Annotated in this window: 19 protein-coding genes and 4 tRNA genes; 6 read left to right on the top strand and 17 right to left on the bottom strand. The window is 66.7% G+C overall.

Annotated features, from left to right (window positions below):
• Position 1: 1 nt before the first annotated feature.
• The 4 genes from AC5W7N_RS08155 to rplJ all read right to left on the bottom strand — a co-directional run bounded on the left by AC5W7N_RS08155 (position 2) and on the right by rplJ (position 3,302).
• Positions 2-796 carry an MlaE family ABC transporter permease gene (locus tag AC5W7N_RS08155; RefSeq protein WP_036540477.1) on the bottom strand — a complete coding sequence of 265 codons (795 nt, stop codon included), beginning with the start codon at positions 794-796 and terminating at the stop codon, positions 2-4.
• A 135-nt stretch (positions 797-931) separates the two neighbouring features.
• Entirely contained in the window at positions 932-2,005 is a 1,074-nt protein-coding gene (locus AC5W7N_RS08150; protein ID WP_280211884.1) for an ABC transporter ATP-binding protein, read from the bottom strand.
• 243 nt (positions 2,006-2,248) lie between these two features.
• The gene (gene rplL, locus AC5W7N_RS08145) at positions 2,249-2,635 is read right to left on the bottom strand and encodes a 50S ribosomal protein L7/L12 (RefSeq protein WP_014353097.1); all 387 of its coding nucleotides are present in this window, start codon (positions 2,633-2,635) and stop codon (positions 2,249-2,251) included.
• Between the two features lie 139 nt (positions 2,636-2,774).
• Positions 2,775-3,302, bottom strand: a complete 528-nt coding sequence (gene rplJ, locus AC5W7N_RS08140) for a 50S ribosomal protein L10 (RefSeq protein WP_014353098.1) — start codon at positions 3,300-3,302, stop codon at positions 2,775-2,777.
• Between the two features lie 424 nt (positions 3,303-3,726).
• On the opposite strand from rplJ, the gene AC5W7N_RS08135 reads away from it, so the two are divergent.
• Positions 3,727-5,334: an MFS transporter gene (locus AC5W7N_RS08135; protein WP_194991154.1), complete on the top strand. Its 1,608-nt coding sequence runs from the start codon at positions 3,727-3,729 to the stop codon at positions 5,332-5,334.
• A 718-nt stretch (positions 5,335-6,052) separates the two neighbouring features.
• Here AC5W7N_RS08135 and rplA read toward each other — a convergent pair.
• The 10 genes from rplA to AC5W7N_RS08085 all read right to left on the bottom strand — a co-directional run bounded on the left by rplA (position 6,053) and on the right by AC5W7N_RS08085 (position 11,108).
• The gene (gene rplA, locus AC5W7N_RS08130) at positions 6,053-6,766 is read right to left on the bottom strand and encodes a 50S ribosomal protein L1 (protein ID WP_036540481.1); all 714 of its coding nucleotides are present in this window, start codon (positions 6,764-6,766) and stop codon (positions 6,053-6,055) included.
• 80 nt (positions 6,767-6,846) lie between these two features.
• Positions 6,847-7,281: a 50S ribosomal protein L11 gene (gene rplK, locus AC5W7N_RS08125; RefSeq protein ID WP_014353103.1), complete on the bottom strand. Its 435-nt coding sequence runs from the start codon at positions 7,279-7,281 to the stop codon at positions 6,847-6,849.
• Between the two features lie 185 nt (positions 7,282-7,466).
• Entirely contained in the window at positions 7,467-8,270 is an 804-nt protein-coding gene (nusG, locus tag AC5W7N_RS08120) for a transcription termination/antitermination protein NusG (protein ID WP_194991155.1), read from the bottom strand.
• Positions 8,271-8,379: 109 nt separating this feature from the next.
• On the bottom strand, positions 8,380-8,763 hold the full coding sequence (gene secE / locus AC5W7N_RS08115; RefSeq protein WP_163810093.1) for a preprotein translocase subunit SecE: 384 nt from the start codon (positions 8,761-8,763) through the stop codon (positions 8,380-8,382).
• Positions 8,764-8,796: 33 nt separating this feature from the next.
• A tRNA-Trp gene (locus AC5W7N_RS08110) sits at positions 8,797-8,869 on the bottom strand.
• 236 nt (positions 8,870-9,105) lie between these two features.
• Positions 9,106-10,167, bottom strand: a complete 1,062-nt coding sequence (locus AC5W7N_RS08105) for a fused (3R)-hydroxyacyl-ACP dehydratase subunits HadA/HadB (RefSeq protein ID WP_163810521.1) — start codon at positions 10,165-10,167, stop codon at positions 9,106-9,108.
• Positions 10,168-10,370: 203 nt separating this feature from the next.
• Positions 10,371-10,541, bottom strand: coding sequence for a 50S ribosomal protein L33 (rpmG, locus tag AC5W7N_RS08100; protein WP_011211653.1), 171 nt, complete (start codon positions 10,539-10,541; stop codon positions 10,371-10,373).
• A gap of 37 nt (positions 10,542-10,578) precedes the next feature.
• A tRNA-Met gene (locus AC5W7N_RS08095) sits at positions 10,579-10,654 on the bottom strand.
• An 84-nt stretch (positions 10,655-10,738) separates the two neighbouring features.
• Positions 10,739-10,811: transfer RNA gene (locus AC5W7N_RS08090), tRNA-Thr, on the bottom strand.
• A gap of 214 nt (positions 10,812-11,025) precedes the next feature.
• Positions 11,026-11,108 (bottom strand) — tRNA-Tyr (locus AC5W7N_RS08085).
• Positions 11,109-11,322: 214 nt separating this feature from the next.
• On the opposite strand from AC5W7N_RS08085, the gene AC5W7N_RS08080 reads away from it, so the two are divergent.
• On the top strand, positions 11,323-11,814 hold the full coding sequence (locus tag AC5W7N_RS08080) for a YajQ family cyclic di-GMP-binding protein (protein WP_495923462.1): 492 nt from the start codon (positions 11,323-11,325) through the stop codon (positions 11,812-11,814).
• A gap of 89 nt (positions 11,815-11,903) precedes the next feature.
• Here the strand turns inward: AC5W7N_RS08080 and htpX are convergent, their stop codons facing one another.
• Positions 11,904-12,779 carry a zinc metalloprotease HtpX gene (htpX, locus tag AC5W7N_RS08075; protein ID WP_163810098.1) on the bottom strand — a complete coding sequence of 292 codons (876 nt, stop codon included), beginning with the start codon at positions 12,777-12,779 and terminating at the stop codon, positions 11,904-11,906.
• 164 nt (positions 12,780-12,943) lie between these two features.
• A complete protein-coding gene (locus tag AC5W7N_RS08070; protein WP_163810100.1) occupies positions 12,944-13,966 on the bottom strand; it encodes a polyprenyl synthetase family protein in 1,023 nt (340 codons plus the stop codon).
• 241 nt (positions 13,967-14,207) lie between these two features.
• Between AC5W7N_RS08070 and AC5W7N_RS08065 the strand changes: the two genes are divergently transcribed.
• The 3 genes from AC5W7N_RS08065 (at position 14,208) to AC5W7N_RS08055 (ending at position 16,471) form a co-directional block, all read left to right on the top strand.
• On the top strand, positions 14,208-15,488 hold the full coding sequence (locus AC5W7N_RS08065) for a geranylgeranyl reductase family protein (RefSeq protein WP_495923461.1): 1,281 nt from the start codon (positions 14,208-14,210) through the stop codon (positions 15,486-15,488).
• Between the two features lie 73 nt (positions 15,489-15,561).
• Positions 15,562-15,978 (top strand): helix-turn-helix transcriptional regulator, encoded by a 417-nt coding sequence (locus AC5W7N_RS08060; protein ID WP_163810525.1) that lies wholly within the window; start codon positions 15,562-15,564, stop codon positions 15,976-15,978.
• Between the two features lie 52 nt (positions 15,979-16,030).
• On the top strand, positions 16,031-16,471 hold the full coding sequence (locus AC5W7N_RS08055) for a VOC family protein (RefSeq protein WP_194991267.1): 441 nt from the start codon (positions 16,031-16,033) through the stop codon (positions 16,469-16,471).
• A gap of 48 nt (positions 16,472-16,519) precedes the next feature.
• Here AC5W7N_RS08055 and AC5W7N_RS08050 read toward each other — a convergent pair whose 3' ends face one another.
• A complete protein-coding gene (locus AC5W7N_RS08050) occupies positions 16,520-17,026 on the bottom strand; it encodes a DUF2505 domain-containing protein (protein WP_130917954.1) in 507 nt (168 codons plus the stop codon).
• 93 nt (positions 17,027-17,119) lie between these two features.
• Here AC5W7N_RS08050 and AC5W7N_RS08045 point away from each other — a divergent pair, with 93 nt between their 5' ends.
• On the top strand, positions 17,120-17,584 hold the full coding sequence (locus AC5W7N_RS08045) for a DUF3592 domain-containing protein (protein ID WP_163810104.1): 465 nt from the start codon (positions 17,120-17,122) through the stop codon (positions 17,582-17,584).
• Positions 17,585-17,617 lie beyond the last annotated feature (33 nt).

Genomic DNA, 17,617 nt, shown 5'->3' with positions numbered 1-17,617 from the left:
GTCAGGAGCCCTTTGCGGGAACAATCTGCAAATAGATCAAGGTCAGCACCAGGTTCACGAAGAAAAGCACCAGGAACGTGATCACCACTGATTGATTCACCGCGTCGCCGACTCCTTTCGGTCCCCCGCTGGGATGCAGCCCCTTGTACGCGGCGATCACGCCCGCGATCAGCCCGAAAACGGCGGCTTTGATCTCACCGATCCACAGATCGGGCAGCTGGGCCAGCGCCGAGAACGACGCGAGATAGGCGCCCGGTGTGCCGCCCTGCAACAAGACATTGAAGAAATAGCCGCCGGCGATGCCGACCACCGACACCAGCCCGTTGAGCAGCAGCGCCACCAGCATCATGCCGAGCACCCGGGGTACGACCAGCTTCTGCACCGGATCGACGCCGAGCACCTCCAGCGCGTCGATCTCCTCGCGGATGGTGCGCGAGCCCAGGTCGGCGGCCACCGCGGAGCCGGCCGCGCCCGCGATGATCAATGCCGTCACCACCGGCGCCGCCTGCTGCACGGTCGCGAGCACGCTGGTCGCGCCGGTGAACGATTCGGCGCCGAGCTGTTTGATCAGTGAGCCGGTCTGCAACGCCACGACCGCGCCGAACGGAATCGCCACCAACGCGCTGGGCAGAATCGACACGCTGGCGATGAACCAGGATTGCTCGATGAATTCGCGCCATTGGAAGGGCCGGCGAAATACCTTGCGCGCCACATCGAGAAACAGCGCGAAGATCTTCCCGGCCTGAGCGAACCCGGACTCGACCGGAGTCCGTAAACGCGCGAGCGTTGGGTTCACGATGGCCGATGTTACCTGCGTTACACCTTGCGACAGTCCCGCATAACCGCCGTGTCGCGGGGTTTATCGGCGACCAGGCGCCGAAAAGACGAATACCGCGCCGGTGATCCGGCGCGGTATTCGAGGGGGTGTGGTCTACCTGTTCGGAGTCTGGTGATGCGGCACGGTGGCGTCGTACGGGCCACCCTGCGAGAGCTGGGCGGTGTCGTAGGACATCACCTGGGTGTCATCGTTCTCCTCCAGCGACTGCTGGATGGCGACCTGCGCGGCGTGCGGCAGGGTGTGCATGATCTCGCGCACCCGCTGCTTGCGGCGGTGCACCGCCTGGCGCACCGGCATACCGGGCTGGGCCTTCATCTGCGGGATGATGCCCTCGATCTCCTCGGCGCCGCCGTGGTGGTGACCGGCGTCGACCATGGCCTGCTCGCGGGCCATCTGCGCCTCGTCCTTTTCCTCCGACATACCGATCGGGCCGATCATGCGGCCGTTGAGGAACTGCTTGACCACCGGCTCGTCGGAGGTGAGCAGCACCTCGCGGGGGCCGAACATCACCAACTGGCGGCGGAACAGCATGCCGATGTTGTCGGGCACGGTGCGGGCCAGGTTGATGTTGTGGGTCACGATGAGGATCGTGGCGTCGATCTGGGCGTTGATGTCGATGAGCAGCTGGCTCAGGTAGGTGGTGCGGACCGGGTCCAGACCGGAGTCGGGCTCGTCGACCAGGATGATCTGCGGGTCGAGCACCAGCGCGCGGGCCAGGCCGGCACGTTTGCGCATACCGCCGGAGATTTCGCCGGGGAGCTTGTACTCCGCGCCGAGGAGACCGACCATCTCCATCTTCTCCATGACGATCTTCTTGATCTCCGACTCCGACTTCTTCGTGTGCTCACGCAACGGGAAGGCGACGTTGTCGAACAGATGCATGGAGCCGAACAGTGCGCCGTCCTGGAACAGGACGCCGAACAGCTTGCGGATCTCGTAGAGCTCCTTGTTGGAGCAGGTGGTGATATCGGTTCCGTCGATGTAGATCGAGCCGCGCTCGGGGCGCAGCAGACCGATCAGCGATTTCAGAAAGACGGACTTACCGGTACCGGAGGGGCCGAGCAGCGCACTGACCTCCCCGGCGGGCAGGGTGATCGAAACGTCCTGCCAAATCCGCTGGGAACCAAAGGACTTGGTAATGCCTTCGGTCCTGACCTCGACGCCCACGCCAACCTCCACATTTCTCAGCGAGCCGCCCCACCGGCGAACCGCGGGCTCGACCTCGCGGTGTGTCACGTCACAGTGGGTTCGGTCACTCTATCGCATGGGCATGTCGTCGCACACCCCAACCTGACCGAAGAGTAACCCCCGAACGGTCCGGTTATTCGGCCGACCCCGGCAGGTGGCCGGAGAACACGAACGGGCGGCCCCAGGAAATGGGACCGCCCGTTACGGCGTTTCGCTCGGAAATTACTTGACCGAGACCGAGGCGCCGGCCGCTTCCAGCTTCTCCTTGGCGGCGTCGGCAGCGTCCTTGGCGACCTTCTCCAGGATCGGCTTCGGGGCACCCTCGACCAGGTCCTTGGCTTCCTTCAGGCCCAGGCCGGAGACGATCTCGCGGACCACCTTGATGACCTGGATCTTCTTGTCGCCGGCACCCTCGAGGATGACGTCGAACTCGTCCTGCTCGGACTCGGCCTCGGCGGCACCACCGGCAGCGGCGCCACCGACGGCGGCGACGGCGACCGGAGCAGCAGCGGTGACCTCGAACTTCTCCTCGAACTTCTTGACGAAGTCCGACAGCTCGAGCAGGGTCATGTTGCCGAAGGTCTCGAGCAGTTCGTCAACGTTGGCCATTGTTGTTTCCTTTCGGTGGATGATGTCTGGGTCGGACGCGGATCGCGCCCGTTTGATTTGCGGCGTTCACGGGGCCTGCGTGGTTACGCTCCGCTTCCGCCTCCGGCCCCTGAGCTCACGCCGCGGGGGTTGGTGGCGCTTATTCGGCGCCTTCGGCCCGCTTCTTGTCCTCGAGCGCGGCGGCCAGGCGGGCCACCTGCGACGCGGGAGCGTTGAACAGGCCTGCGGCCTTGGCCAGGTTGCCCTTCAGCGCACCGGCCAGCTTGGCCAGCAGCACCTCGCGGGTTTCCAGGTCGGCGATCTTCTCGACCTCGGACACGGACAGCGCGTTGCCGTCCATGTAGCCGCCCTTGATGACCAGCGCCTTGTGATCCTTGGCGAAGGTCTTGAGCGCCTTCGCCGCGTTGACCGGCTCGCCCTGGATGAAGGCGATAGCGGTCGGTCCGACGAACAAGTCGTCCAGGCCCTCGACACCGGCCTCGGCGGCAGCCCGCTTGACCAGGGTGTTCTTGGCGACGGAGTACGTGGCGTCGGCACCGAGCGCGCGGCGCAGTTCGGTGAGGGCACCGACGGACAGGCCACGGTATTCCGTGACGACGGTGGCCGTCGAGCTCTTGAACTGCTCAGCGATCTCCGCGACCGCGGTGACCTTCTCGGGTTTTGCCATACTTCGCCTCCTCTCTGATGTCGGTTCGGACCCGAACTACCGACCTGAGGTGGCGAAACAACAAACGCCCCGGACGCAGAGCGTTCCGGGGCGCAATAGGATGAACCGATCCGGGCCGGGGCCCGTGGTCGACTCCCAGCCTCGGCTCTCCCTGCGTGGGCCGCCGGCTGATGCCGGACCTTCGACCGAACCCATGCGGGAACGGCGACCAACGGTCTTCGGTAGAACGGATTGGGTAGCGATCGAACACGTCGATAACTTCGCTTCAGAGTACCGGTAGGTCCCCCATCTGGCAAAACGGGGTCCACTGAGCCCGCGAATCAGTCAATTTCAGTGTCGTGCATCACATTCGACCCGCAAGGTGAGCAGGATCGCAGAGCATAAGTGTTACTTGAAGTAACTGTTACTACATACGCTGCTCGCCATGACAACCTCACTAGTCGATCCACCGGTGCTGCTGGAACGACGTGCGCACCGATTCCTCGCGCTCGCGGTGATCTGCCTCGCCGAACTGCTCGTCGTACTCGACAACACCATCGTCAATGTGGCCCTTCCGTCGATCGGTGTCGAACTGTCCACCGGCGTCAGCGGCCTGCAATGGGTGGTCGACGCCTACACCCTCACCTTCGCCGGCCTGCTGTTGGCCTTCGGCAATCTCGGCGACCGCTACGGGCGCCGCCGGGTGATGATGATCGGCCTGGTCGGCGTCGGTGCGATGTCGGTGGTCGGTGCGCTGTCGAGTTCGCTCGACGGTGTCATCGCCGCCCGTGCGGCCATGGGGGTGTTCGCCGCCGCGGTGTTCCCGGCGACATTGGCGCTGATCATCAATATCTTCACCGACCGAAGGGAACGCGCCCTTGCCATCGCGGCCTGGACCGCCATGGCCGGCTTCGCCATCGCGATCGGACCCATCTCCGGCGGCTGGCTGCTCGAGCATTTCTCCTGGCACTCCGTCTTCTGGATCAACGTGCCGGTGGCCCTCGTGGCCTTGATAGCCACCGTGTTGTGGGTGCCGGAATCACGGTCGGCGGAGGTCGGCAGGCTCGACCTGGCGGGCATCGCGTTGTCCATCGCCGGTATCACCCTGCTGGTGTGGGCCATCATCGAAGCCCCGCGCTATGGCTGGCTCTCGGCGACGACGCTCACCGCGGCGGCCGGTGGCCTCGCGCTGCTCGCCGCGTTCATCGGCTGGGAATTGCGCACCGGCGCACCGATTCTCGATATGCGCCTGTTCCGCAACCGACGATTCTCGCTGCCCGCCCTTGCCATCGCGGTCGGCTATTTCTCGATGTTCGGCTTCCTGTTCCTGATCACCCAGTATTTCCAGGGGGTTCGCGAATACACACCGCTCGAATTCGGTATCGCCTCCTTGCCTTTCGCGTTCTCGGTCGCGATCGGCGCGCCCGTCGCCACCCTGCTCGCGCAACGCCTCGGCACCACCCCGGTCATCGTGTTCGGCTTGCTGCTCACCGGGCTCGGGCTCTATCTCGGCGGTCAGGTGACCGTCGACAGCGGCTATCTCACCGATGTGCTGCCGTCGATGGTGTCGATGGCACTCGGCCTGGCCATCGTGCAGGGGCCCGCCACCGAATCGATCATGTCGTCGCTGCCGTTGAACGAGGCGGGCGCCGGCTCCGCGGTCAACGACACCACCCGCGAATTCGGCGGCACGCTCGGCGTGGCCGTGCTCGGCTCGATCGTCGCCTCGTACTACACGACGAAGGTGGCGCCGCTGATCGACCGTGTGCCAGGAACGCTGATGTCGGACAACGAGAAGGACTTCGCGAAGTCGACCCCGTTGAGCGTGCTGGAGATGCGCAAACGGGAATTGACGCCGTTCTTCGACTCGCAGCGCGAGAACATCATCACCGCGATGAAGACCGCCTGCTTGGAAGGCTCACATGCCGCCTCGCTGGTGGCCACGGGCGCGGTGGTGGTCTGCGCGGTGATCGTCGCGATCTTTCTGCCCTGGGGTGTGCCGGAGGGTGATTCGGTGCTGCTCGGCTGGCGCGGGAAGGCGGAGTCGGACTGAGCGGACCGGTCGGCAGGTGTGGGTGGCCGGTGGGTTCTCCCGGCCGGCCTCCGTCACCGGAGTCTGGTTACTTGCGGTGCCGCCCGGCACGGGTGCCGGCAGAACCGGAGTCATCGTCGCGGTGACTGTCCTTCGCACTGTCGTCGCTGGATCGTTCGCCGATTCGGCGGGGTTTGGGCAGGCGCCGGTGTCCGGTGGCTCCGGCGTCATCGCCGGACCGCTTCCGACGCAGCTCGTCGAGATCGACGACGCTACCTGCCCGACCGGTGCCGGGTGAGTCGGTCGGGCTCGCCGACCACGAGCCGACCGGCCACGCTCCGGTTTCGCCCTGCAACTCCGACCGCAGGACCGGCCTGGTCGGCGCCGGGTCGTACGACGCGCCGAATTCCGGACGCCACGTTTTCGGTGGAGCGGCCTCTGCCACCCGCCGCGGGCGCCGCGGGAGTGGAACGACCTTCGAGGACCGCTGGTCCGGTACTTCCTGATCCGACATCGAGCTAGCAGCCGCCTGGTGCCGCGACATCGGCCGGCGCACCGGGCCGATGTCTGATCCTTGTGCTGAGTCCGTCGCTCACACCCCTATTCTCTCTCAGCATCCGCGCGACCGCAGAATCGGTCGCCGCGGCCCGCTCGGCGGCCGGGGCGTAGGGCCGGTGAACGCCGAAACGGCGGGAACGCAGATCGCGTTCCCGCCGTTTCGGTGGTGCTCAGGTGCTGCTTACGCGTCCTCGTCGAGGAGGTTGCGGGTGCGGTTCGGGTCCACCGGGATGCCCGGTCCGGTGTTCGTCGAGACCGTCACCTTCTTGACGTAGCGGCCCTTGGCGGTCGACGGCTTCACACGCAGGATCTCGTCCAGCGCGGCGCCGTAGTTCTCCACCAGCTTGGCATCGTCGAAGGATGCCTTGCCGATGACGAAGTGCAGGTTGGCCTGCTTGTCGACGCGGAAGTTGATCTTGCCGCCCTTGATGTCGTTGACGGCCTTGGTCACGTCGGTGGTGACCGTGCCCGTCTTCGGGTTCGGCATCAGACCGCGCGGGCCGAGGACACGCGCGATGCGGCCGACCTTGGCCATCTGGTCCGGGGTGGCGATCGCGGCGTCGAAGTCCAGCCAGCCGCCCTGAATCCGCTCGATCAGATCCTCGGCGCCGACGGCGTCCGCACCGGCGGCCTCGGCCTCGGCGGCCTTCTCGCCGGCCGCGAACACGATGACGCGGGCGGTCTTACCGGTGCCGTGCGGCAGGTTGACGGTGCCGCGGACCATCTGGTCGGCCTTACGGGGATCCACACCGAGACGAACGGCGACCTCGACGGTCGCGTCGGTCTTGGTGGTGGCGGTCTCCTTGGCCAGCCGCGCGGCGGCCAGCGGGGAGTAGAGCTTGGTGCGATCGACCTTCTCGGCCGCGGCGAGGTACGCCTTGCTTCGTTTTGCCATGTTTTCTCTGTCCTTAGCTGTGGTTCAGAAGTGGTTATCGGGCCTGGCCGGCCCTCCCACCAGTTGCAGGGAGCTGACGCTCAGCCCTCGACCGTGATGCCCATCGAACGAGCGGTGCCCGCGATGATCTTCGCGGCCTGCTCGATGTCGTTGGCGTTCAGGTCTTCCTGCTTGGTCTTGGCGATCTCGCGCACCTGGTCCATGGTCACGGTGGCGACCTTGTTGCGGTGCGGTTCGGCCGAGCCCTTCTGCACGCCTGCGGCCTTGAGCAGCAGCTTGGCGGCGGGCGGGGTCTTCAGCTTGAAGTCGAAGGTCCGGTCCTCGTACACCGAGATCTCGACCGGAATGACGTTGCCACGCTGCGACTCGGTCGCGGCGTTGTACGCCTTGCAGAACTCCATGATGTTGACGCCGTGCTGACCGAGCGCGGGGCCGACCGGAGGGGCCGGGTTCGCCTGGCCGGCCTGGATCTGCAGCTTGATGATCCCGGCGAGCTTCTTCTTCTTGGGGGGCATCTTTCTTCCTTGGTTTCGGTTCCTTACGGTTGCCGTAAGCCTGTCGCGGGCGCGAACCCGCAGCCGGGCACGCCCGGCACCGCCCGACGAATCCGGTAGTACTGCACCGGCTCGCGCGCGAACCCTGACACCTTACCGGGATCGCCGCGCGCGCGATCATGTGGGGCCGGTGCACGGCCCCTTGATCAGATCTTCGCGACCTGGGTGAACGCCAGCTCGACCGGGGTTTCCCGACCGAAGATCGACACCAGCACCTTGAGCTTCTGCTGTTCGGCGTTGACCTCGGAGATGCTGGCGGGCAGCGTCGCGAACGGGCCGTCCATGACGGTGACCGACTCGCCGACCTCGAAATCGACCTCGATGACCGGCTTGGCGACGGCCTCGGTGGCGGCTTCCTGAGTGGCGGAGGCGGCAGCGGCAGCAGCGGCCGGCGCCTTCTTCTGCTGCGAGGCGGGCACCAGGAACTTCACCACGTCGTTGATGGTCAGCGGCGAAGGCCGGGAGGTCGCGCCGACGAAGCCGGTGACGCCGGGGGTGTTGCGCACCGCGCCCCAGGACTCGTCGTTCAGTTCCATGCGGACCAGGATGTAGCCGGGCAGCACCTTGCGGTTGACGTTCTTGCGCTGGCCGTTCTTGATCTCGGTGACCTCTTCGGTGGGCACTTCCACCTGGAAGATGTAGTCCTCGAGGTCGAGGTTCTGCACACGGGTCTCGAGATTGGCCTTGACCTTGTTCTCGTAGCCCGCGTAGGAGTGGATGACGTACCACTCGCCGGGCGCGCGACGCAGCGCGGCCTTCATCTCCTCCACCGGATCGGCCGGGGCCTCGTGGATGGGGGCTTCCTCGGCAGCGGCGGCCTCGTCAGCGGGCGCGGATTCGTCGACGGCCACGGACTCGTCGGCGGATTCCTCGACGGAGCCGGCGGCCGACTCGGCCACCGCGTCGTCGACCGGGAACTCGTCGTTTGTGTCGTTCTCCGGGGTGCTCACTGGGGCACTCGCTTCCTGTGTCGTCACGTAAATCCTCTGCGTGCCGGGGCCGGACACGGTGAAAATGGTCCGTCCGTCCCGTCCCGGGGTCGGCTTCCGGCGGCGTTCGTTAACCGAACAGCCAGTCGACACCTTTGACGAACGCCACATCCAATCCCGCGATGAACGCGACCATGAAGACCACGAACACCAGAACAACGCTCGTATAGGTGACCATCTGCTTCCGGTTGGGCCAGATCACCTTGCGCAGTTCCGCGATCACCTCACGCAGGAACTTGATCAAACGCTTGAACGGATTGCCCGGCTTCTTGCGTTCGGCCCGATCGGAGGTCTTGGCTGCCTTGCGCGGGCGGTCGATCGTGGCGACCGCGCCGTTATCGGCCGACGAGGACGACGAACCGGTGCGGGCCCGCCGGGCGGACCGCTTGCCGCTCGGCCGACTCGCCGCGGCGGTGCCATCGCCGTCGTCGCGAGTGTCCCGCTCGTCGCTCACGTCAGAACCCTCTCTCATCGCTGGCATCCAGGGCAGGGGCGACAGGACTTGAACCTGCAACCTGCGGTTTTGGAGACCGCTGCTCTGCCAATTGAGCTACGCCCCTTCGGCTGGACGGTGGTGCTGATGCCCAGCCACATGTGCTGTATTCAGTTGTCCTGGTGCCACACAACACGCGCGCCGCTCCGGCAGTTGCCGGCCCCGTCAGCGGAAGTTCCGGAGCTGGGCTCCGGGCCGCCTGGAACCAGCCTTGCAGAGCAGCGCGCATCGGCTGGTGACCCCAGAAACCCGAGTGTACGTGAAGACCGGTGGCATTAGCCAATCCGGCCCCCACGAACCAGGTCAGGACAGCTGCACGGTGGCGGTCGCGCGCCCGAAGATCTTGCGGCCCGCCGACTTCGCGACGATGGCGACGACCGCGGTCTTGGTCTCGGGATCGACCGATTTCACCTTGCCGGTGAACTCCACCTCGGCCGGTTCGTCCACACCCACGTAGACCGGGCTGGTGAAGCGGACGTTGTACTCCTTGACCGCACCGGGATCGCCGAGCCACGAGGTGACGAATCCGCCGCCGAGGCCCATGGTCAGCATGCCGTGAGCGACAACGTTGTCCAGGCCGACGAGCTTGACGACCTCGTCACTCCAGTGGATGGGGTTGGCGTCGCCGGACACACCGGCGTAGTTGACCAGGTCGCCCCGGGTCAGCCGGACGGTGCGCGGGGGCAGCTCGTCTCCGGCGCTGATCGAGTCGAAGGCGATGGCGTGCTTGCTCGGCGCGACGTCGGGAGCGGTCGGCACCGGCGCGGGCGCCGAGGTGGGCACGGTGCGCGGGTGATGCTGCGGGGTCTCCTCGCCGAGGCCGTGCATGAGCACGTTGCGAACCGCGCCGGCCAGGTTCGGGTCGATATCGCCGCCGCTGCGGCCGATCAGCGTGGTGTAGGTGGTGAGCACCAGCTCGTCGCGCTGATCGGTGACGATGTTCTTGGTGACGATGATGTCGCCGCCGAAGGCCTGCCGGAACGAGTGCAGGTAGACGTCGCAGGTCAGCTGGTCGCCGACCTTGATCGGCCGGTGGAATTCCAGGATCTGGTCGGTCTGCATGATCTGGCTCAGGTCGTAGCCGGTGACGACCTCTTCGAACAGCTTGCGCTGGGCCAGGATCCCGACCAGGGAGATGAAGGTCAGCGGCGCGAGCAGGCCGTCGTAGCCGTACTCCTGCGCGACGTCTTCCTCCCAGTGCACCGGGTGGTAGTCCTGCACGGCGCGGGCGTATTCGCGGACCTTTTCGCGGCCGACCTCGTAGTAGTCGTCGACGCGGTAGTGGTGACCGACCATGGCCGCCGCGTGTTCGGCGGGGTCGAAACTTTCGCCCGTCGCGACCGCTTCGTCTGTACCGGTGTTCATTGTCACGGGAGGACTGTACCTATCTGACCCCGTCTGCGGAGTCGGTGGAGCGTAGACCACCGCTGGCCAGATGCACCGTGCCAACGCAGTCGGGCCGGACGCGAGGTCCGGCCCGATGCTTGTGTCACGGCGGTTGTGTTCCGGCTGGTGCCGGAATCGAGGTCCCGGCGCCGATGCACGCGGTAGCTACACGCGTGGTTGGCTCAGCGGGACTCGCGGTGCGCCCGATGCGTGCCGCAGTTCGGGCAGAACTTCTTCAGCTCCAAGCGGTCCGGGTCGTTACGCCGGTTCTTCTTGGTGATGTAGTTGCGGTGCTTGCACTGCTCGCAGGCCAAGGTGATCTTTGGCCGGACATCGGTGGACTTCGCGGCCACGATATGCCTTCTTTCCGGAACTGGGCTTGATCGGTTGTGGTAGCGATGGCCGGACTTGAACCGGCGACACAACGATTATGAGTCGTTTGCTCTACCGACTGAGCTACACCGCCACGGGTCGCATTGCCTTACGGTGCCGTGCCCAGCCCCTCCGAGCGGGGAGCGATGCCGAGTCGGTCACCACCGGCAATCCGGCGAGCCCCCTAACGGAATCGAACCGTTGACCTTTTCCTTACCATGGAAACGCTCTGCCGACTGAGCTAAGGGGGCATGACCTCTTACGCACCGTGACCCGACTTTCCGTGACCCCGGCGCTTCGAAGTCTTGAACGAGGTTACACACTCACCCGTCTATGCACCAAACCGGCTGGTCAGAGCGGGTATTTCCGATCTCGTGGGCCCAGCCGTGGCCTCGCGCGCAGCACCGGCCGGCCCGGAAACGGAAGAACCCCCGCGGATCGTTTTCGATCCACGGGGGTTCTCGGTGGCAGGTGTAGGATTCGAACCTACGTAGGCTTTCACCGACAGATTTACAGTCTGCTCCCATTGGCCGCTCGGGCAACCTGCCGTCGCGCTTCTCGGCGCGCAGAGCAGAATACAACGAACCCACACCCGGAATGCAAACCGGCTGTACAGCGGCATGGTTCGACCGGCTCGCCCCTGCCTGCGGCGACACAGACCGCGTCCGGGGACTAATCTCGTTCGGCCGGGTAGAACTAGGTGGGTGCGGCGAACCATCCGGCGCGACCTCGAACGCCGGACCGTCAGGACAGGAGCGCAGTGTGGCCGATTCGTCTTTCGATGTCGTCAGCAAGGTCGATCGCCAGGAGGTCGACAACGCCTTGCATCAGGCGGAGAAGGAGCTGAACACCCGCTACGACTTCCGCGGCACCGGTGCGGCGATCGAATGGTCCGGTGAGGACAAGATCGTGATCAGCGCCGAGGCCGAGGAGCGGGTCAAGGCCGCACTCGAGGTGTTCAAGGAGAAGCTGATCCGCCGCGATATCTCGCTCAAGGCGTTCGACGCCGGCGAGCCGGTGGTATCCGGCAAGACCTACAAGATCACCGGTTCGCTGGTGCAGGGCATCGACACCGAGCACGCGAAGAAGATCTCCAAGAAGATCCGCGATGAGGGCCCCAAGGGCGTCAAGGCCCAGATCCAGGGCGACGAGCTGCGCGTGAGCAGCAAGAAGCGCGACGACCTGCAGGCCGTCATCTCGCTGCTCAAGAGCGAGGACTTCGGCATCGCCCTGCAGTTCGTCAACTACCGCTAGCCGAGGTCACCGCCCCGGGCGCCGGGGCGAGTCCTTCGTCACGCCCAGCTTCGGGGCCGAGCAGGCCCAGCGGGAATTGCGCGCCGAGGTCAGCCGCGCGGACGGCCGGCCAGCTCTTCGAGGCGGGCGATGCGGTCGGCCATCGGCGGGTGGGTGGAGAACCAGCGGGCGGCGCGCTCGCCCGGGCGGAACGGGTTGGCGATCATCAGATGGGACTGGGCGGTGAGCTGCGGTTCCGGTGGCAGCGGGGCGGCTTGGACGCCGCGTTCCAGCTTGCGCAGGGCCGAGGCCAGAGCGAGTGGATCGCCGGTGAGTTCGGCCCCGGATTGATCGGCCTGGTATTCGCGTGAGCGCGAGACGGCCAGCTTGATCAGGGTGGCCGCGATCGGGCCGAGCAGCGAGACCAAGATCACGCCGATGATGTTGGGCCCACCCTCGCGGTTGCCGCCGAAGGCGGTGGCGAAGAAGGCCAGATTGGCCAGACCGGAGATGACGGCGGCCAGTGCGCCCGCGACCGAGGAGATGAGGATGTCGCGGTTGTAGACGTGCGAGAGCTCATGTCCGAGCACCGCGCGCAGCTCGCGCTCGTCCAGGATCTGCAGGATGCCGCTGGTGCAGCACACCGCCGCGTGGCGGGGACTGCGGCCGGTAGCGAAGGCGTTGGGGGCGTTGGTCGGGCTGATGTAGAGCCGCGGCATGGGCTGACGGGCGGCGGTGGCGAGCTCACGCACTATCCGGTAGATGACCGGCGCCTCCAGCTCGCTGATCGGCTGGGCGTGCATGGCCTTCAACGCCAGCTTGTCGCTGTTGAAGTAGGCGTAGGCGTTCATGCCGACGGCCAGCAGGATCGCGATGACCAGGATCGTCGGGCTGCGGAACATCGCCCCGGCGAACACGATCAGCGCGGATAGTCCGACCATCAAACCAAAGGTCTTGATCCCGTTCGCATACCCATGCCCGTGCATACGTCTCCTCGCCGCTCCCCCGTCCTGTATGGATTTCCGCGCCGCCCGACGGCGCACAACGCTGCTCGACTGCTACTGATCTTCACGTAATCCAGCAGTTCGAGTGCTACAGAATGGCAACGATCGCGGCGCTGCCGGAGTTCCGGGTGCGCCGCGGCGAGGGCCTAGCCCACTCGTTCGATGGTGTAGCGGACCAGCCGCACCAGCGCGTCGTTGGCGGGGCCCGGCGGCAGCGCGGAGAGTTCGGCGTAGGCGAGGTCGGCGTACTCCTGCAGCTTCTGCTTGGCCTGGGTCATGCCGGGGGAACGGCCCAGCAGTTCCAGCGCCTCATCGACTTCGGCGTCGGTCTCCAGCGGGCGGGCCAGCAGGGCACGCAGCCGGTCACCGTCGGGGCCCTCCTCGCGCAGGGCGTAGAGAACGGGCAGGGTGTGCACGCCTTCGCGCAGGTCGGTGCCGGGTGTCTTGCCGGATTGCGCCGATTCGGAGGAGATGTCGATGATGTCGTCGGAGATCTGGAAGGCGGTACCGACGGCGTCGCCGAGGCGGGCCAGCCGCTCGACGTGTTCGGTGTCGGCGCCGGAGAAGGTGCCGCCGAATCGGCCGGCGGCCGCGATCAGCGAACCGGTCTTCTCCCACACCACGCGCAGGTAATGGGCGACCGGATCCTTGGCCTCGGCGGCGCCCATCGTCTCGCGCATCTGGCCGGTGACCAGTTCGGCGAAGGTTTCGGCGATGATCCGCACCGCGTCCGGGCCGAGGGTCGACACCAGCCGGGAGGCATGCGCGAACAGATAGTCACCGGCGAGGATCGCGATGCTGTTGCCCCAGCGCGAATTCACGCTCGGCGCACCGCGGCGCATGGTGGCCTCGTCCATCACGTCGTCGTGGTAGAGGGTGGCCAGATGCACAAGTTCGACGACGGTGCCCGCGGTGATCAGGTCCGGGTCGGTCGGGCGCGGGCCGAGCTGGCCGGTGAGGATGGTGAACAGCGGACGGAACCGCTTACCGCCGGCCTTGGCCAGGTGCAGTGCGGCCTCCTGGAGGAAGGACGCACCGTCGGACAGCTCCTCGATCAGTAGCTTTTCGACGTCCGCCAGGCCGTTACGCACCGTGGCGGCGAGTTCGGAATCGCCGAGATCCACCCCTGCCACTACCGTGCTCTCGTCGCTCACAGCAGATGTGCTCATTTCTTCTCCCAGCGATGCGTCCGACCCACGGTCAAAGAACCTAGCGTGTCCACGGTAGATAACCCCATGAACACCGTCACTCCCGGCAATATCCGCTGGGGCGCACCGCACACCTTCGCATACCGGACCGGGCGACGGACGGTGAGCCCGGCGGTGCGTCGGCGGCCGAGTCCGCCACCCCGCCGCATGTCACACGGCACCGGCGTCGACACCGGTGCGGCCGCGCTGCGAGTATGGGTCCATGGGTGCACCGGATGTCACACCAGCGGGCGGTGACGAGCAGACACACGGCGCGGTCCCCGCGCACGCCGATGTCGTCGTGGTCGGGGCGGGACCGGCCGGATCGGCGGCGGCGACCTGGGCCGCACGAGCCGGCCGCGATGTGCTGCTGGTCGATTCGGCGGTGTTCCCGCGCGACAAGACCTGCGGCGACGGCCTGACCCCGCGCGCCACCGCCGAATTGGAGCATCTCGGGCTCGGCGACTGGGTGCGCGCGCATACCGTCAACCACGGTTTGCGGATGACCGGCTTCGGGCGCGAGGAACTGCTGCCGTGGCCGGGTGGATCGTTCCCCACCTACGGAAGTGCCGTTCCGCGCACCGAACTCGACGACAAGCTGCGCGAGACCGCGGTGAAATCGGGGGCGGGGATGCTGGAGGGCGCCAAGGTCGTCGACGTCACCCGCGACGGTGAGCGTGTCACCGGCGTGACGGTGCGTACCGGGGCGGGCACGCGGTCGATCAGCTGCCGGACCCTCGTCGTCGCCGACGGTGTGCGTTCGCCGGTCGGCAAGATCCTCGGCCGCGAATGGCATCGGCAGTACGCCTACGGCGTGGCGGCCCGCGCCTACATCAGCTCCGGACGTTCGGCCGATCAGTGGATCACCTCGCATCTGGAATTGCGGGACGCGAACGGTTCGCTGGTGCCCGGGTATGGCTGGGTGTTCCCGCTGGCCAACGGTGAGGTCAATATCGGGGTCGGTTCGCTGGCGACCGAGAAGCGTCCCTCGCATATCGCGTTGAAGCCGCTACTGGAGCACTACACAGCGTTGCGGCACGAGGAATGGGAGTTCAGCGGGTCGCTGCGGGCGGTGGCGTCGGCGCTGCTGCCGATGGGCGGCGCGGTGTCGAATATCGCCGGCCGCAACTGGGTGCTGGTCGGTGACGCCGCGGGCTGTGTGAATCCGCTCAACGGCGAAGGCATCGATTACGGGCTCGAAGGCGGGCACATGCTCGCCGATCTGCTCGACGAACCGGATCTGAGCACGGTGTGGCCGGAGTTGCTGCGGGCCCGCTACGGCCGCACGTATTCGGTGGCGCGCCGGATCGCGGGCCTGGCCACCCATCCGCGCATGGTGCCGATGGGCGGGCCGCCGGTGATGCGGTCGAAGTTCTTGCAGCGCACCGCGGTTCGGGTGATGGGCAATCTGGTCACCGACGAGGACGTGGATCTGGTCGCGCGGGCCTGGCGGATGGCCGGGCGGGTGTCGCGGCGTTTCGACGAGCGGCCACCGTTCTGCTGATCGCCGCATCGAGCGGGCCGGGGCCGCGTGCGGACCCGCGCCGCCCTACAGTGGAACGGTGACGCCGCGACCGGTGCCCGAGGATCTGCTCCCGCATCTGCGGCGGGCACGGGATCTCGCCGACCGTGAATACGCCCAGCCGCTGGATCTGGACGGCCTTGCCGCCGCCGCGGGTGTGTCGAAGTATCACTTCCTGCGCTGTTTCGCCGCGACCTACGGCAAGACGCCCGCGGTGTATCTGGCCGAGCGACGCGTCGAGCGGGCCCAGGATCTGCTGCGCGCCACGAATGTCACGGTGACCGAGGCGTGCATGCTCGTCGGCTACACCAGCCTCGGATCGTTCTCCCGGAAGTTCACCGAGTTGGTCGGGATGTCGCCGTCGGCGTATCAGGCGAAGTTCGCCGCCGACGGCGCGCCACGGATTCCGGGTTGCTACGTGTTCATGCACGGCTTGTCCGATCGGGCACCCCGGCCGGACAAGGAACGGTGACGCCGCAATTTCGGAGAAGCCGCCGCGGTGTGCGCGCACATAGCCTGAGCTCATGACTCCGATTACGCACGTTTCGCTGGTCACGGTGTACGTGACCGATATGGACGCGGCCAAGCAGTGGTACCTCGACAAGCTCGGCTTCGTGGAGACCGCCGATGTGACGATGGGCGACAGTGGTTTCCGCTGGCTCACCATCGCCCACCCCGACCATCGCGAACTGGAAGTGACGCTGATGGTGCCGGGCCCGCCGCTGGACGAGAACCTCGCCGAAGCCACCCGGCGCGCGCTCGCCAACGGCACGCACGGCGCGCTCGGCCTGGCCACCGACGACTGCCAGAAGGCCTACGAGGAACTGTCGGCCAAGGGCGTGGAGTTCGTGCAGCCGCCCTCGGACCGCCCCTACGGCGTCGAAGCGGTGATGCGCGACAACTCCGGCAACTGGCTGGTGCTGGTGCAGAAGAAGGATTACGACCCGAGCGATTTCGCGCCGTAGGCGCGTGACGTGGATGCACGCCAGCACGGTGTGCATCCACCTCGCGGATCAGGCAGAGGCCTGCCCGGCGAACCACTTCTCGATGAACTTGCGCTCGCTGTCGAGCACGCGGTGATGCAGTTGTTCGGCCAGCGGCTCGATGGCTCCGCCGACCAGCGGAACCTTCACCTTCACGGTGCCGACGACCTCGATTTCGCTGCCCTCGGCGGTGGGCCGCAGCTCATAGGTGCCCGACATCTCCGAGTTGACGCCCTTGGACGTGCCTTCGAAGCTGCCCTTGGCGATCTCGCCGGTCAGCGGCTGCCAGGTGTCGGTGCGGGAGACCACCAGATCGCTCTTGAGCACCTTGCGCACGATGCCGGGAATCTTGTCGGGACGGATCTTCTCGCTCATCGCGAGCCGGATGGTGCCCTCGCCGCCGGGGTGGGCCAGATCGAGGGTGGCGGTCTCGGCGCCGGCGAAGCGGGCCTGCCACAGCTCGTCGCCGGTGAGTGCCCGGTGCAGGTCCTCCACCGGAACGGTGTAGGGCACCGTGAAGCTGAATTTTCGGGACATGGCGTCACGGTAGCCGACCCCGGCTCGCCCGGCCCGGCATCGGCCGCACATGGCGGACGGGCACGCGGTGCGGCGGGCCAGTAACCTGTGGCGGTGTCGGAAACCAGTCAGCCGGAGGGGCGCCCGGTACGCCTGCGGCGGGCGCGGATCGCGGTACTCACCGCCGCCATCGTGGTCAGTGTGCTGATAGGTCTGCTGGTGCTGGCGGCCTGGCGCAACGACTATCTGATCAGTTCGGATATGGGCCGCACCACCGGTGAAGTGATCTCGGCTGGCCGGCTGCGCTCGGCGGTGAAGTATGTGACGCCCGATGGTGTGACGCACAATCCGAAGGTCGGGGTGCTCTACCCCACCAACCTCACCAAAGGCGAGCACATCAACGTCGAATACAACCGGGCCGATCCCGACCTGGTGCGGGTCGCCGGACGCGACGTACGGGTCGCGATACCGCCCGCGCTGTCGGTGATCGCGGTGACGTGGGCGCTCGCGCTGCCCACGCTGTGGATTCTGCGGCGAACCGAACGCAGGCCGGTCGAGGTGGCGACCGCGAAGGTCTGAGAGGTGTTCGCCGGAACTTCGCGTGGGTGTCAT

It is taken from the genome of Nocardia sp. CDC519, from assembly GCF_059509835.1.
Note: the sequence above shows the minus strand (reverse complement) of the source record. Positions and strands in the feature narration are given on the sequence as shown.